Annotated in this window: 13 protein-coding genes; 5 read left to right on the top strand and 8 right to left on the bottom strand. The window is 44.0% G+C overall.

Annotated features, from left to right (window positions below; translation table 11 throughout):
- Positions 1-17: 17 nt before the first annotated feature.
- The 5 genes from cysZ to crr all read left to right on the top strand — a co-directional run bounded on the left by cysZ (position 18) and on the right by crr (position 4,946).
- Entirely contained in the window at positions 18-776 is a 759-nt protein-coding gene (gene cysZ, locus B853_RS03765) for a sulfate transporter CysZ (protein WP_038885678.1), read from the top strand.
- Positions 777-942: 166 nt separating this feature from the next.
- Positions 943-1,911 carry a cysteine synthase A gene (gene cysK / locus B853_RS03760; RefSeq protein ID WP_005436896.1) on the top strand — a complete coding sequence of 323 codons (969 nt, stop codon included), beginning with the start codon at positions 943-945 and terminating at the stop codon, positions 1,909-1,911.
- Between the two features lie 298 nt (positions 1,912-2,209).
- Positions 2,210-2,467 (top strand): HPr family phosphocarrier protein, encoded by a 258-nt coding sequence (locus tag B853_RS03750; RefSeq protein ID WP_005436894.1) that lies wholly within the window; start codon positions 2,210-2,212, stop codon positions 2,465-2,467.
- 139 nt (positions 2,468-2,606) lie between these two features.
- Complete coding sequence (gene ptsI / locus B853_RS03745) at positions 2,607-4,331, top strand: phosphoenolpyruvate-protein phosphotransferase PtsI (RefSeq protein WP_010446728.1); 1,725 nt, start codon at positions 2,607-2,609, stop codon at positions 4,329-4,331.
- Between the two features lie 105 nt (positions 4,332-4,436).
- Positions 4,437-4,946: a PTS glucose transporter subunit IIA gene (gene crr / locus B853_RS03740; RefSeq protein WP_005425608.1), complete on the top strand. Its 510-nt coding sequence runs from the start codon at positions 4,437-4,439 to the stop codon at positions 4,944-4,946.
- A 98-nt stretch (positions 4,947-5,044) separates the two neighbouring features.
- Here the strand turns inward: crr and B853_RS03735 are convergent, their stop codons facing one another.
- The 8 genes from B853_RS03735 to flgH form a co-directional block, all read right to left on the bottom strand.
- Positions 5,045-6,169: a flagellin gene (locus B853_RS03735; protein ID WP_038885677.1), complete on the bottom strand. Its 1,125-nt coding sequence runs from the start codon at positions 6,167-6,169 to the stop codon at positions 5,045-5,047.
- 113 nt (positions 6,170-6,282) lie between these two features.
- Positions 6,283-7,416, bottom strand: coding sequence for a flagellin (locus B853_RS03730; RefSeq protein WP_128826800.1), 1,134 nt, complete (start codon positions 7,414-7,416; stop codon positions 6,283-6,285).
- A gap of 491 nt (positions 7,417-7,907) precedes the next feature.
- Positions 7,908-9,062: a flagellin gene (locus B853_RS03725; protein WP_010446723.1), complete on the bottom strand. Its 1,155-nt coding sequence runs from the start codon at positions 9,060-9,062 to the stop codon at positions 7,908-7,910.
- A gap of 404 nt (positions 9,063-9,466) precedes the next feature.
- Positions 9,467-10,657, bottom strand: a complete 1,191-nt coding sequence (gene flgL, locus B853_RS03720; RefSeq protein WP_010446722.1) for a flagellar hook-associated protein FlgL — start codon at positions 10,655-10,657, stop codon at positions 9,467-9,469.
- A gap of 13 nt (positions 10,658-10,670) precedes the next feature.
- Positions 10,671-12,587, bottom strand: a complete 1,917-nt coding sequence (flgK, locus tag B853_RS03715) for a flagellar hook-associated protein FlgK (RefSeq protein ID WP_038886569.1) — start codon at positions 12,585-12,587, stop codon at positions 10,671-10,673.
- Positions 12,588-12,754: 167 nt separating this feature from the next.
- Positions 12,755-13,681: a flagellar assembly peptidoglycan hydrolase FlgJ gene (gene flgJ / locus B853_RS03710; RefSeq protein WP_038886571.1), complete on the bottom strand. Its 927-nt coding sequence runs from the start codon at positions 13,679-13,681 to the stop codon at positions 12,755-12,757.
- Positions 13,682-13,699: 18 nt separating this feature from the next.
- On the bottom strand, positions 13,700-14,791 hold the full coding sequence (locus B853_RS03705; protein WP_010446716.1) for a flagellar basal body P-ring protein FlgI: 1,092 nt from the start codon (positions 14,789-14,791) through the stop codon (positions 13,700-13,702).
- 45 nt (positions 14,792-14,836) lie between these two features.
- Positions 14,837-15,616, bottom strand: coding sequence for a flagellar basal body L-ring protein FlgH (flgH, locus tag B853_RS03700; RefSeq protein WP_038886573.1), 780 nt, complete (start codon positions 15,614-15,616; stop codon positions 14,837-14,839).
- Between the last annotated feature and the right edge of the window lie 14 nt (positions 15,617-15,630).

The raw sequence follows: 15,630 nt of genomic DNA, 5'->3' as shown, positions 1-15,630 counted from the left end.
TGGAGCCTTAACCGTTTATGACAAGAGATTGGGAATCTGTGGATATAAAACAGCGTAGTGGATTTGGGTACTTTTTCTATGGGCTTAAACTAGCCCTTTCTCCCCAACTGAGAAGATTTGTAGTATTGCCATTAATGGCCAATATTTTGTTGGTTGGTAGCGCTATCTTTTATTTATTTTCTAATTTGAATCTCTGGATAGAGAGTTGGATTGGGCAACTACCCGAGTTCTTATCTTGGCTTACTTACATTTTATGGCCACTATTAGCACTGACCATCCTCGCTACTTTCTCGTACTTCTTTAGCACCCTAGCAAATTTTATCGCCGCGCCTTTCAATGGCCTGCTTGCTGAAAAAGTAGAAGAGTCTTTAACTGGAAGAAAGCTTAACGATGATGGACTAAAAGCCTTACTCAAAGACACGCCTAGAATTCTTGCGCGTGAATGGCGAAAGTTACTCTATGTATTACCAAAAGCCATCGGCTTATTCTTACTTCTACTAATTCCGGCGTTAGGTCAAACTGTGGGACCATTCCTATGGTTCATCTTCACGGCTTGGATGTTGGCGATTCAGTACTGTGACTATCCATTTGATAATCATAAAGTGCCTTTCAACGATATGCGTTACAAATTGAAACAAAAGCAGGGTAAGGCATATGGCTTTGGTGTGTTGGTTTCTGTATTCACGACCATTCCAATTCTTAACCTCATTGTGATGCCAGTAGCCGTCTGTGGTGCAACTGCAATGTGGGTCACCGAGTTTAAGCATCAACAATAACGTGCGTTTTCATCAAATTAAGGGAGGCTCCACATGCCTCCCCCTTTCATTTTGTTTAATTCTCGACCAACCTCATAAGATATAACTTTTTAATCCTTTTCCCTTTTTTTCATACCGCATATTCTTTTACCCATATTCACAAAACGTGTAATGAAGGAACATCACTATGAGCAAGATCTACGAAGACAACTCTCTTACTATTGGTAATACTCCTCTAGTTCGCCTTAATAAAGTGAGCAAAGGTAAAGTTCTAGCAAAAATCGAAGCACGTAACCCAAGCTTCAGTGTTAAGTGCCGTATTGGTGCCAACATGATTTGGGAAGCAGAAAAGGCAGGTACTCTTAAGCCGGGCGTTGAGCTAGTTGAGCCAACCAGTGGTAACACAGGTGTTGCACTTGCATTCGTAGCAGCCGCTCGCGGTTACAAGCTAACGCTAACCATGCCAGAGTCAATGAGTCTTGAACGCCGCAAACTTCTTAAAGCACTAGGTGCAAATCTAGAACTAACAGAAGCAGCAAAAGGCATGAAAGGTGCGATTGCTAAAGCGGAAGAAATCGTAGCAAGCAACCCAGACAAATACCTTCTTCTACAACAGTTCAACAACCCAGCTAACCCAGAAATCCACGAGAAGACGACTGGCCCTGAGATTTGGGAAGCAACAGACGGTGAAATCGATGTATTCGTAGCGGGTGTAGGTACGGGTGGTACTATTACTGGTACAAGCCGTTACATCAAAGGCGAAAAAGGCAAAGCCATCACTTCTGTGGCAGTAGAGCCAGCTGAATCACCAGTGATTGCGCAAGCGCTAGCAGGAGAAGAAATCCAACCAGCACCACACAAAATCCAAGGTATCGGCGCAGGTTTCATCCCTGGTAACTTAGATTTAGAACTTCTAGACCGCGTTGAGCAAGTAACTTCTGAAGAAGCAATCGAGATGGCTCGTCGCCTAATGGAAGAAGAAGGTATCCTAGCTGGCATTTCTTCGGGCGCAGCGGTAGTGGCAGCAAATCGACTTGCAGAACTACCTGAATTTGAAGGAAAAACGATTGTAACGGTTCTACCAAGCTCTGGTGAACGTTACCTAAGTACCGCGCTATTTGCGGGTATCTTTACCGAGAAAGAGAACCAACAGTAATATGTGGTCAAATCAATTTTTCGTTTAAAAAAGCCCCGTTCAGGGGCTTTTTTGTTGATCCCTGCCTCACCTTTGGTAATATCAGGGTGTTTTATTTTTAGGTTCAAAATAAAGAATCTAAACCAAAAAGTTTTCTAAGTAATTGTGCACGCAAACAGTTGCGTAATTACCAAACTTTTGACTAGTATCAGTTCTGACACGCTTTGAACTCTCCCGTGCTAGCGCACAAGAAGTAAAGCAGTTAAGCTAAAACTCAGTCACAAACTAACAAAAAAATACATTTATTGGGGTATATCACATGTACGAGAAGCAAGTAGAAATCACAGCAGAAAACGGTCTTCACACTCGTCCAGCTGCACAGTTCGTTAAAGAAGCTAAAGCATTCGACGCGGACATCACTGTGACTTCTAACGGTAAAAGCGCTAGCGCTAAGAGCCTATTCAAGCTGCAAACACTAGGCCTAGTAAAAGGTACTCTAGTAACTATCTCTGCTGAAGGCCCACAAGCTCAGCAAGCAGTAGACCACCTAGTTGCTCTAATGGACCAACTACACTAATTCGGTCTCCTATTTCAGAAGCCATTTTGTGAAAGCAAAATGGCTTCGTTGGAAATAGGCTCAAAACTAAGCTAATACTATTCGTTAGCGCACCCATTATTCTCCCGTTTTATAAAGTTGACCAACTTAAGGTAAGGCTATGATTTCAGGCATCCTAGCATCTCCTGGTATTGCAATCGGTAAAGCACTACTACTTCAAGAAGATGAAATTGTCCTAAACACAAACACTATTTCTGACGATCAAGTAGAAGCAGAAGTTGCACGTTTTTTTGACGCACGTAACAAATCTGCAGCTCAGCTAGAAACTATCAAGCAAAAAGCGCTTGAAACTTTCGGCGAAGAAAAAGAAGCGATCTTTGAAGGTCACATCATGCTTCTTGAAGACGAAGAGCTAGAAGAGGAAATCCTAGCACTTATCAAAAACGACAAGATGACTGCTGATCACGCGATTCACTCTGTGATCGAAGAGCAAGCATGTGCTCTTGAGTCTCTAGATGATGAATACCTAAAAGAACGTGCTACTGACATTCGCGATATCGGTTCTCGTTTTGTTAAGAACGCTCTAGGCATCAACATCGTTTCGCTAAGCGACATCGATGAAGAAGTTATCCTAGTAGCTTACGACCTAACACCATCTGAAACTGCACAGATTAACCTAGACTATGTTCTTGGTTTTGCTTGTGACATCGGCGGTCGTACTTCTCACACTTCAATCATGGCTCGCTCTCTTGAGCTTCCAGCTATCGTTGGTACTAACGACATCACTAAACAAGTTAAGAACGGCGATATGCTGATTCTTGATGCGATGAACAACAAGATCGTTATCAACCCATCTGATGCTGAACTAGAAGAAGCGAAAGCAGTTAAAGCTGCATTCATCGCTGAAAAAGAAGAGCTAGCTAAGCTAAAAGACCTACACGCAGAGACAACTGACGGTCACCGCGTTGAAGTTTGCGGTAACATCGGTACGGTTAAAGACTGTGACGGTATCATCCGTAACGGTGGTGAAGGTGTTGGTCTGTACCGTACTGAATTCCTGTTTATGGACCGCGATGCACTTCCAACTGAAGAAGAGCAATACCAAGCTTACAAAGAAGTTGCTGAAGCAATGAACGGTGAGTCTGTGATCATCCGAACTATGGATATCGGCGGCGACAAAGATCTTCCATACATGGATCTTCCAAAAGAGATGAACCCGTTCCTAGGCTGGCGTGCAGTACGTATCAGCTTGGATCGTCGTGAAATCCTACGTGACCAGCTACGTGGTATCCTACGTGCATCTGCACACGGTAAACTGCGTATCATGTTCCCAATGATCATCTCTGTTGAAGAAATCCGTGAGCTTAAGAAAGCGATCGAAGAGTACAAAGCAGAATTACGCGCTGAAGGTCATGCATTCGACGAAAACATCGAAATCGGTGTAATGGTTGAAACTCCAGCTGCAGCAGCTATCGCACACCACCTAGCGAAGGAAGTATCTTTCTTCTCTATCGGTACAAACGACCTAACCCAGTACACACTAGCGGTTGACCGTGGTAACGAGATGATTTCTCACCTATACAACCCACTATCACCAGCTGTACTTACTGTGATCAAGCAAGTTATCGACGCTTCTCACGCTGAAGGTAAGTGGACTGGTATGTGTGGTGAGCTAGCAGGTGATGAGCGTGCAACACTTCTACTTCTAGGTATGGGTCTAGACGAGTTCTCAATGAGCGGTATCTCTATCCCTAAAGTGAAGAAAGTTATCCGTAACTCTAACTTCGCAGAAGTGAAAGCAATGGCTGAAGAAGCACTTTCTCTACCAACAGCAGCAGAAATCGAAGCAGTTGTAGAAAAGTTCATTGCAGAGAAAACTCAATAATCAACTAATTCCAATGAGATAGGCGGTTAAAAAAAGTCGTCTATCTCGAAAGATTGGTATACTATAATTCGACAGAATTAAATAAAACGTTAGGAGCATGACACAATGGGTCTGTTTGACAAACTTAAGAAGCTAGTATCTGACGACAGCGCTGACGCAGGTGCAATCGAAATCATCGCACCACTTTCTGGTGAGATCGTGAACATCGAAGATGTGCCAGATGTTGTTTTCGCTGAGAAAATCGTTGGTGATGGTATTGCTATCAAACCTGCTGGTAACAAAATGGTAGCTCCTGTAAACGGTACTATCGGTAAGATCTTCGAAACGAACCACGCGTTCTCTATCGAGTCTGACGACGGTGTTGAGCTATTCGTTCACTTCGGTATCGACACTGTTGAACTGAAAGGCGAAGGCTTCAAGCGTATCGCAGAAGAAGGTCAAACTGTTAAAGCTGGCGACACTGTAATTGAATTCGACCTAGCTCTTCTAGAAGAGAAAGCGAAATCAACGCTAACTCCAGTTGTTATCTCTAACATGGACGAAATCAAAGAGCTGAACAAGCTTTCTGGTTCTGTAACTGTTGGTGAAACTCCAGTTCTACGTGTAACTAAGTAATTATTACTTAACCTAACACGAAAAAAACGCTGCCAACGGCAGCGTTTTTTATTACCTGAAACTTTTACTTCCGAACGATTTCTATCGCAGAGCCTCGTTCAACTGAGCAAGCCAAGTGCCGAGCTCGGTCTCTGCTTTGCTTGCGCTAACAGAGCGGTAGTCGCATCTTCCAGCACTTGTGAACGTACCATCTCTGTCGATTCTCGAGCAAAGTCAGTATCTCGTATCCGCCCTTTTGATTCAGTCACACTGCGATTGACGGTATTGAGGTTGTCCATAGTGCCACTAACCCGGTTTTGAAAGCCGCCTATTTCACTTCGATGCGAGTCAACGTACTTAATTGCCGCATCAACCACGCCAACCGAAAGCTGTGCTCCGCCGACAGTCGACATATCGATGTCGTCCATTGTGACTAACCCACCAGCAGTAACATCAAGCTCATCCACTAAACTGCCCTTTAGTTCCACACCTTCTGGCGCATTCAGCGTCGAGGAAAAGAATTGAAGTTCATTGTTTTCAGTCACTGAGGCACTCACTATCGATTGCTGCGCATTGATGTAAGTGGCCACTTGCTCGATGCGGTCTCCTCGTTTGAGCCTAATAGATTCTGTTTGGGTTTGCCCTTCGCTGTCTTGGTATTCAAACTTGAGAGTTTGATTACCTTTGGAGACTTGCCAATCTTTCTCGACTGCATCACCGACATAATGCTGCCCTCCCATCTCCGGGATATGGCTGCGCATATTTCGCAATGTCAAAGAGATTGAGTTGGCATTTGCTCCTATATGGAAGCTTTGTGAGCCGTAAGATCCATCAAACAGGTTTTTATCCGCAAATGTCGTCGTGATCGCAACACGATCAAGCTCATCTTGTAGCGCTACGACCTCGTATTGAATACTTTGCCGGTCACTTGAATCATTACTGCCGTTTGCTGCTTGAAGCCCCAGAGAGCGTAAGCGTTGCAATATATCGCTACTCTCATGCAAAGCCCCCTCTGCGGTTTGCGCCACCGAATATGCGTCGTTCGCATTTCTCAAGGCGACATCCAACCCTCTTGTTTGGACATTAAGAGTATTGGAGATCTGTAGACCAGCAGCGTCATCACTGGCAGAATTAATCCGATAACCCGAGGTAAGATTACGCTGCGATTCTATATTTTGCTCAGCTGCATGACCGAGGTGTCGCTGCGTCATCATCGCAGCAACATTGGTATTTAAAGAGACCATCTAATCGATACCAACTCCTTGTCCCCGCCCTATACGGCCTGTCTAGTGCGTAATTTGAATAAGCAAAAAGCCAGGGGCGAGCCTGGCTTTTGTATCGCGTCGTATTAGGTTGATTAACCTAGTAAGCTTAGCGCTGAGTTAGGCGCTTGTTTCGCTTGCGCAAGGATTGAGCTTGACGCTTGCGATAGAATTTGTGACTTGGTCATTTGAGTCGTTTCTTTCGCGAAGTCTGTATCTTTGATACGGCTCTTCGAGGCGTTCACGTTCTCGTTAATGTTATCCAAGTTGCTGATTGCGTGGTTGAAACGGTTTTGGAAAGCACCCAGCTCTGCACGGTGGCTATCTACGTATTTCAGTGCGGCATCAACAATAGCTACAGACTCTTGTGCACCAGCAACAGTAGTTACGTCTATAGTGTCAACCGTTGTAGCTTTAGCTTCACCTAAACTTAACTCACCAGCTAGACCACCAGAGAATGACACTTCGCCGTCAACTTTGTTGTTACCCGCAAATACTTGTAGCTTACCGTCTTCACCTACAGATGCTTTCACTAGGTCAGTTTGACCGTTGATGTAAGTTGCTACTTCTTCAATATCATCGCCAGCTTTTGCGTTGATAGTGAACTCTTGCTCTTCACCAAAGCTATCTTTTAGCGAGATAGTAAGGTCTGCTTTGTCGCCAGCAACCGACCAGTCTTTACCTTTACCGTTTTCAGCGACGTAGCTGCTGCCACCCATCATTTTGTTGTCTGAGCGCATGTCTTTTAGCTCAAGCATTACTGCTTCGCCATTATCTGCACCAATTTGGAAAGATTTCGAACCATGTGTGCCGTTTAGCAGCTTGTTACCACCGAACGATGTCGTTTCAGCGATACGGTTAAGCTCATCGTTTAGTGCCGTTACTTCTTCCTGAATCGCAACACGCTCCGCTTTAGAGTTAGAGCCGTTAGCAGATTGTAGAGATAGGTCACGCATACGTTGTAGGATGTTGGTTGTCTCATTCATTGCACCTTCAGCAGTCTGTGCAATTGAAATACCATCATTCGCGTTACGTACCGCAACGTCTAAACCACGGCTTTGAACGTTCAAGCGGTTCGAGATTTGAAGACCCGCAGCGTCATCTTTTGCGCTGTTGATTTTAAAGCCTGAAGACAAACGCTCCATAGAAGTTTGTTGTGCTGAGTTTGCGTTGTTTAGGTAACGCTGAGCGGTCATCGCTGATACGTTTGTGTTTACATTCACTGCCATGGTGATTTCTCCAATTGATTTTCCGATAAAGCGGTTTCCGACGTCTCGGAAAACCAAGTAGTTCTCTCAAAGTTACCCTTATAACGACGTCAATTTGAGAAGCTTTAGAAAAAAAAAGAGAAAAATAGCAATGCGAGATTCGAACGACAGTTTTGAAAAAATAGTAAAAAAAACACTAAAGTTTTAATGAGATACGTCGAGAATAGCTCGTAGGTATGATCAATATACGATTGAGAATTGGAACCACTAGAATTGGTTCACTAGAAAAGAAAAGCCCCTTTTCCTTTGAGAGAACCGGGGCTAGGTTGGTAGCCAGAGCCTATGTGGAGATCAAGAGAAATGAACACATATCCGACATACCGGGTGCAACCTTACATTGAAAATGATTGGCAGGTGAGAGATGAGAGAGCCGCACATTCTATTGTAAAGTCGCTTGCCAAAAGCCTGTATTCCCATCCACGTCTGAATGTATTGAGTACAGGCTAGATAAACTACTGCAATAGTGACATTGCAGAGTTTGGCAACTGCTTTGCTTGAGCAAGAATCGAAGTACCTGCCTGTTGCAAAATTTGAGCTTTAGTCATTTGCGTCGTTTCTTTCGCAAAATCTGTATCTTTAATTCGACTATTCGAAGAGTCTACGTTTTCTTGAATGTTAGCCAAGTTGTTAATGCTGTGACTTAAACGGTTTTGCTTCGCACCTAAATCCGCACGCTGTGAATCCACGTACTTCAGTGCGGCATCCAAAACACCAATCGCATTCTGAGAACCTTGAACCGATGTCATATCGATATCTTGCACTGTGGTTGCAATAGGTTCACCAGTGAATCCTAGATCAGATGCTAGACCACCTGAAATTGAGATATCACCTTGTACATTTGGTTCTGCAATGAAAATTTGTAGTTTGCCATCTTCACCGACAGATGCGTTGATCAAATCTGATTGTCCATTGATGTATGTCGCTAACTCTTCAATGTCGTCACCGGCCTTTGCTGTGATTTCGATATCAAGGTCAACCGTGTTACCTTCTTCATCCTGCCCCATGCCTGGTAAAGTAATCTTTAAGTCAGCTTTATCTGCTGCGACGCCCCAATCTTTACCTTTACCATTTTCAGTCAGGAATGTTGTACCACCCATGCGATGATCGTCCGCACGAATACTGGTTAGCCCCACAATCATAGCTTCACCAGAACTTGAACCAATTTGGAATGCCGCTTCACCAAATGTACCATTTAGTAGACGACGACCACCAAATGATGTGGTTTCGGCGATACGGTTAAGCTCATCCTGAAGTGCATTTGACTCTTCATTAATTGCTTGTCTTTCCGCTGGTGAGTTCGTACCGTTTGCCGACTGAATGGCAAGGTCACGCATACGCTGCATGATGGATGTCGCTTCATTCATTGCACCTTCTGCTGTCTGTGCAATGGAAATACCATCGTTCGCGTTGCGCATCGCCACGTCCAGACCACGGGACTGAGCTGTCAGACGGTTCGAAATTTGTAGACCAGCAGCGTCATCTTTTGCGCTGTTAATCTTATGACCTGATGACAAACGCTCCATTGAAGTATTGAGTTCGTTTGACGCTTTATTTAAGTAACGTTGTGCGGTCATCGCAGAAACGTTAGTACTAACCGTTACAGCCATTTTGCTCTCCTTTTGAGTTCGCAAGCTTTGCGAAGCGGCCAGCTTTACTCTCATTTGGAAAAGCACTGACCGTAAAAATTACTTGCTAAAGCTGCCTACTAGGCAAGGTTTAGAATCCGTAAATCTATTCTGACCACATAGATACAATATACATGCCAACTTTAATAAAAAATAATCAAAATCAGCAAAAGCCTTTATCAGCATAGGGTTACAATAAAGCCAGCCCCATTAATTCCGCCAAAAAATACGTTGAGTGGCATTGCCCATGCCAACAAATACATCATTCCTGATGAACCTCCCCCAAACTTTGCCGCTTTGGGAAATAACATGCCGCTTATTTATCTCTCGCACTTAAGGCATTGCACATAAGGCATAGAGAGAAGCGCCGCTGCACGCATCGATATTTAGATGTAGTTAAATAACGTTAAGTCTTTCGTCTTACCAAAAGCTTGCTGCGATGCTTGCAGTGCTCTTGTGTTTTCCGAAAATTCAATAACAGCCTTGGAATAATCTAAGTCTTCAAAATTACTCTTTGATTTGGCCAGAGAGAGATTGAAGTCTTCATGATTCTGCTCTTGAATATCTAGCGTACTCAGTCGAGCACCAACATCGGTTCTTGCTTTGTTTAAATGAATAAACGCCGCCTGAAACTCTTCTGTCATCTGATGAAGCTGTGCTGTTGCCGAGGCATCGGAAACTGATTCATCAGACCATTTAGCGGTATCTCTGAATGTATCGAAGATACTAAAAGTCTTGCGCGGCTCAATCGTAATGCTGTCTCCGGCAGTGACTTGCCCTTTCAGTTGGATGCTCACCCCTTCATATTTAATGCCATCAATTGGTGAGTAGTCATCAACTTGCACAACACTTCCGTTCTTTTCCAATTGATAACCAAATTTACCATTGCTCATATCAACAAAAGTGAGTTTGAAATTGGATTCATCTCTTGAGCGAGTTGTTGCGCTGCTTAGTAAAAGCTCAGATCCTTCCTGCAACTCGTATTTAGGCTCAAAGTCACCAAACGGGTTAGGAATATCCATGAATAGCTTACTACCAGGATCACTCGTTGCCATTTCTATGTTCGACGAAATGCGCATTTTCCTTTGATAGTCATCACCGGTATATGTGACCGTGCCATCAAAGTCTCGGAAAAAAGGTTGGTTTTTCGGCTTGGTGCCAGCAAAAACGTAGTTGCCTGCTTCATCTTGGGAGTTAACTAAAGCGAGGAAGTTATTGGAGACTTCTTCCAACTCTCGCTTTTTTGCCTCACGATCTTCTGGCGACATCGCACCGTTGATCATTTCCATACTTAAGCGCTTAGCATCGTCGGCAAACTGCTCTGAGTTAGCGATAGTGACCTCATGATGCTCGAGCCTATTACGCACTAAAACAATGGCATCTAAATACTGTTTTAGTTGCTCTTCTTGCTGACCAATACTTTGAATGTAGTGAGTCGCTAGTGGGTCATCACTCGGTTTAGTTAACTTCTTACCGGATGCTAATTGTTCTTGATTATGATGAACTTTGTTTTCTTGACGACGAAGATCATTCTGCACTGATTGATAGTTATGGAAGCTAGAAATTCGAGTTAACATTTATTCTCTCCCCCTATCGCAACTGAAGAATGGTATTAAACGTATCGTTTGCCGCCTGCATAATGCGTGAAGAGGCCATATACGCTTGTTGAAACTTCATCATATTCGCGGCTTCTTCATCCAGATTTACACCGGAAATAGACGCTAATCGCTCTTGAGCAGACTCGTTTTCTAGACGAGCAACATCAGACAAGCGACTTGCTGTAGAGGCTTTAAGTCCAACGTTGGTATTCAAATTTTGATAGATATTCAAAATGGTCGCTTCTTTGCCATCCATCTTTTTATCTGTTTGAATATGAAGCATTTTCCTCAAGTTACCGTTATCACCCTCTGAAGGAACGAGGTTTGCCGTAAATTTATCATTCGCTATGGCGCCAGACGACAGCTCAAATACTGTTGCTGAACCATTTTTATAGAGTGGATGTTCTGGCGGTAATGTTACCGATACCGGGCCTGATGGTGGATACGCCTGAGGTGGCATCACAACATTGCCGCTGGTATCTGTTACAGCAAATTGGTCTCCCATCGGAGAAACAACGACCTCAAATTCACGTAGGTCACCAGCATCGACAATTTCGAATGTGGCTTTGCCTTGTGCAAAGGTCGTGGACGCTTCATAACTTTGAGCCGCAATTGCCTTTGGATCGTTAGTTTCTATCTGAATCTGCGCAGCACTGCTTCTGGTTGGGCGAATTAACACTTGCTCACCCACTTTAGGCTCATTACGAACTTCGACGCGCATTCCATCAAGATAAAATGCTTTACCTGACGAATCTGTATCAACTTTCACTGTTTCGCCGTTAGGCTTGGTGATGCTATAGCTATCGCCGTCGTAACGTAATGCGTACTCACCGCCTTTTAATTGGCTCAAATCATTGATATAAACCGCCATATCAGCTGTCGATTGAGCGGATGTCACCACTCTCGACTTTGCGAGCAATTCTGAGTTTACATCGGTAAAAATCAGCTCACCAACGTTGCCATATAGATCTAACCCTTGGCTCTGTAACTGGTTTACTTCATGAGAAAATGCGGTAGCTAGACGACCAAGCTCGTCCATTATGTATGGGATTTGCTCATCTCTCATACTTAGCATGGCGCCTATTTTTCCATCTATGTCATCTGATTTAATTGGTTTTATTCCGCCACCTTCAACCATAGCCAGTCGACGCTGGTGAACATCAGGGTAACCATCAATCATTTTGAGTTGACTCGCTTCCGTACCAGATACCAATGTATGGCCATTACCGATATGGACATTAAAGCCTTCAGCATTCTTGCGCGGAGTCACTGTCACCTTGGTATAGTCAGATAACTCTTTGATTAACTTTTCATGTTGGTCCATCAAATCGTTATGAGGACCAGGCGAGCGCATCATCAATCGATGTACATCACGAATCTCAACAGCAAGCTGGTTAACACGCTCAATACCCATGTCGAGTTTACGGTTGGTCACGTCAGACTGTTGTCGAACTGTCTCATGAAAACCATTTAAGGTTTCACTCAACAGTTTTGCTTTCTCAAGTACCACTTTACGTGCACCAATATCATTTGGTGTATCCGCTAAAGTTTTTACCGCGTCAAACCATTCGTTAAGGTTCTCTGGAATTTTCTTTGAGGCAACAGATGAGAGCATGCTAGAAAGCAAATCGAGGTCTGCTTCTTTATCTAGCTTATTCGCGTAGTTCGTTGTGGACAGGTTCAACTCTTTAACGGCAAATTCATCCCATGAGCGGCGAACATTTTCCACATGCACGCCCATGCCATAAGTCGAACCACCAAATTGTCTAGGATCATTGGTACCTTGGATGACAGACTGACGGCTATATCCCTCGGTATTAACATTCGAGATGTTATGACCTGTGGTATTTAGCTGTCTCTGAGCGGTAAGTACACTTTGAGTACCTACATTCAGCAGATCTGACGCCATAAATGCCCCCAACAAACAAAATAAAATCGGTATTGACCGATCACCTAATTAGAAGGTTAGCAAAAGGCGTGCCAGCATAGGCAAAACGGCAAACAGAAAGAAAAAGAAAGGCTTGCACCATGGCAAGCCTTATCAAAGAGGAGGAGTGCATTCAAAATCGTTATAAATTACATACTTTCGATTTTTTGCTTCACCTGCAGCACTTTGTCTGCGTAATTTGGGTCGGTCGCGTAACCAGCACTGTGAATACCGCGAATAAATGATTCTGAATTGCCTTGATGCTGAAGTGCTGTCTCATAGCGAGGGTTGTCGTTTAAAAAACGGACGTAGTCATTAAAGCTGTCTTGGTAGCTTGAGTAAGAGCGAAAAGCGGCGGTCTCTTTTACTGGGGTGCTATCATGAAACTCCAGAGTTTGAGTAGTAACTTTATCCCCTTGCCAACTTCTGTCTGCTTTTATATTGAATAAGTTATTACTACTACCACGAGCATTTTTAACCATCTTTTGCCCCCAGCCAGTTTCTAGCGCTGCCTGTGCAATTAGTAGAGATGGCTCAACACCCAAAGCTTTTGCTGCGCGATCAGCGTATGGCTTCATTGAATTAACAAAAGACTCCGGTGTATCAAAGCGTGCGGATTCTGAACTTGGACGCGATAACTGACCGGATTCTATTAGACGCTGCTCTATTTCACGTGCTTTCTTCGGATCGACGCGACGATATTCAACAGCATTGTTGGCCGCATCGCGCATTGCCGTTTCAGTTTTGTCGTCACCTTGACCAACCGTTAATTGCTTAACAATCATATCCGCGAGTCCCATCGAGCCTGACGCACTTAAATTGCTCACCATCTGCTCATCCAGCATTTGACGGTAGAACTTTTCGTTTTGGCTATTCATGAAGTTAGACTCAAAGCCTTCATTGGCTTCACGCATCGACTTCAACATCATTGAGGTGAAAATAGATTCAAACTGACGAGCTGCCGCGCGCAACGCTTCTTGCTCACCATCTTTGCCCTCTTTCACGGCCTTTTGGCGCAAAGTATCAAGTGAGCTAATGTCATGAATAAAGCCAATATCGTTAGGATTGTTCACCATGGTTTTCCCCCTAATCGATTAGATGATGATCAGCTGGCCTTCAATGGCACCAGCTTGTTTCAATGCTTGTAGAATTGCCATCAAGTCAGAAGGCGCAGCGCCGACCTCATTCACGGCTCTAACAAGATCATCCAATGTAAGTCCAGGCTCGAACTTAAACATTTTTCCCTGTTCTTCAGTGACTTCGATATCTGAATCAGGCACAACCACGGTTTGTCCTCCAGAAAAACCATTTGGCTGACTTACATTTAAGTTCTCTTTAATTGCAACGGTCATTCCACCATGAGTCACTGCCGCTGGTTTAAGTCGAACATGCTTACCAACAACAATGGTACCTGTTCGAGAATTGACAATGATTTTTGCTGCTCCATCTGCCGGATCAAACTCAAGGTTTTCAATCGCAGAGAGGAATGCCACTCGCTGGCTAATATCACGTGGCGCGCGAACTTTTACTGACGTAGCATCAACCGCGTTTGCCATTTGAGGGCCTAAAAAGTTGTTCACTGCATCAGCCATGCGCTGCGCTGTAGTAAAATCAGAATCCAATAAGTTGAAGGTAATAAAGTCACCTCGACCAAAAGGTGTCGGGACTTCACGCTCAACCATTGCTCCGCTAGAAATAAGTCCTACTGTTGGGTTATTACCCACTAACTTGGAACCATCCGCGCCTTGAGCACTAAAACCGCTCACGACTAGGTTACCTTGCGCTACGGCATAAACTTGCCCGTCAAGGCCTTTAAGAAAGGTCTGTAGCAACGTGCCACCACGAAGGCTTTTCGCACTACCGATAGAAGAGACCGTCACATCAACTTGTTGGCCAGGTTTCGAAAATGGAGGCAGTTCAGCTGTCACCATTACGGCAGCAACGTTCTTGATTTTTGGCTTAGTACCCGGTGGTAATTGAATACCAAAGTTCTGCAACATTGCATTAAAGCTTTGTTCTGTAAAAGGGTTAGACTCACCAGTACCAGGTAACCCCGAAACCAAACCATAACCGACCAACTGGTTACTACGTACCCCAGCAACTTGTGCAACATCTTTAATTCGTGCAGCTTGTGTCGATGCCGAAAATAGAGCGACACTCATCAACAGTAGTACGATTCTTTTCATGATTACCTTTCTTATGCAGTCAAATTGCCGTCAATTTTGCATTTGTTACAACGATACATTAAAGAATCGTGCCAAAAATCCAGGCTCTTGCATATCTTGCTGGATTCCTGTGCCAGAGTATTGAATTCGCGCATTCGAAACGCGATTAGATGCGATTGTATTGTCGAAGCTGATGTCATCCGGACGGATAGTGCCGCTTAAACGAACATACTCATCGCCAGTATTCAAAGTCATCCACTTTTCGCCTCGGATAACTAAATTACCGTTAGCTAAAACTTCAATCACCTCAACAGTAATGTAGCCACTGATGCTATTACTTTGCTTAGAAGAAGCATCACCAGCAAATGTATTACTATTACTTAAGTCATAAGAAAAGTTGTACTTGCCACCAACTTGTAACTCTTGACCGCCAACTGATAGAGGATCCATCGTCGCATCGTTAGACTTAGACAAGTCTGCGTTTGCACTTTTCGTTGCACTGGTTGTCTCGTCTAAGGTGACTGTAATAATATCGCCGACACCACGAGGCTTAGAGTCATCGTATAAGTCGGAAATGTGGTCTACACTAAATAGCGACCCCGTTGCTGCTGCATAATGCTCTGGCTTTTGTTTAGGGTGAATCGGTGCCCACGCAGGATCACCCGCTATAGGATCAGTCCTACCTCTTAGCGTATCAACCAGACCATTACTTTCATCTTGAGATTTATCACCTTCAACCGCATCAATAACCGTTGTCGCTTGCGATACTTCATCCGTTTCAATTGGCTCTAACATTGAACAACCAGACATGGTTAAAATCAGTGCAAGTAGTGAGATACGTTTCATCTGAAGGCCCTCAA

This window comes from Vibrio rotiferianus CAIM 577 = LMG 21460 (assembly GCF_002741985.1).
In the GTDB taxonomy this organism is placed as follows: domain Bacteria; phylum Pseudomonadota; class Gammaproteobacteria; order Enterobacterales; family Vibrionaceae; genus Vibrio; species Vibrio rotiferianus.
This window is presented reverse-complemented; position numbering and strand designations above follow the sequence as displayed.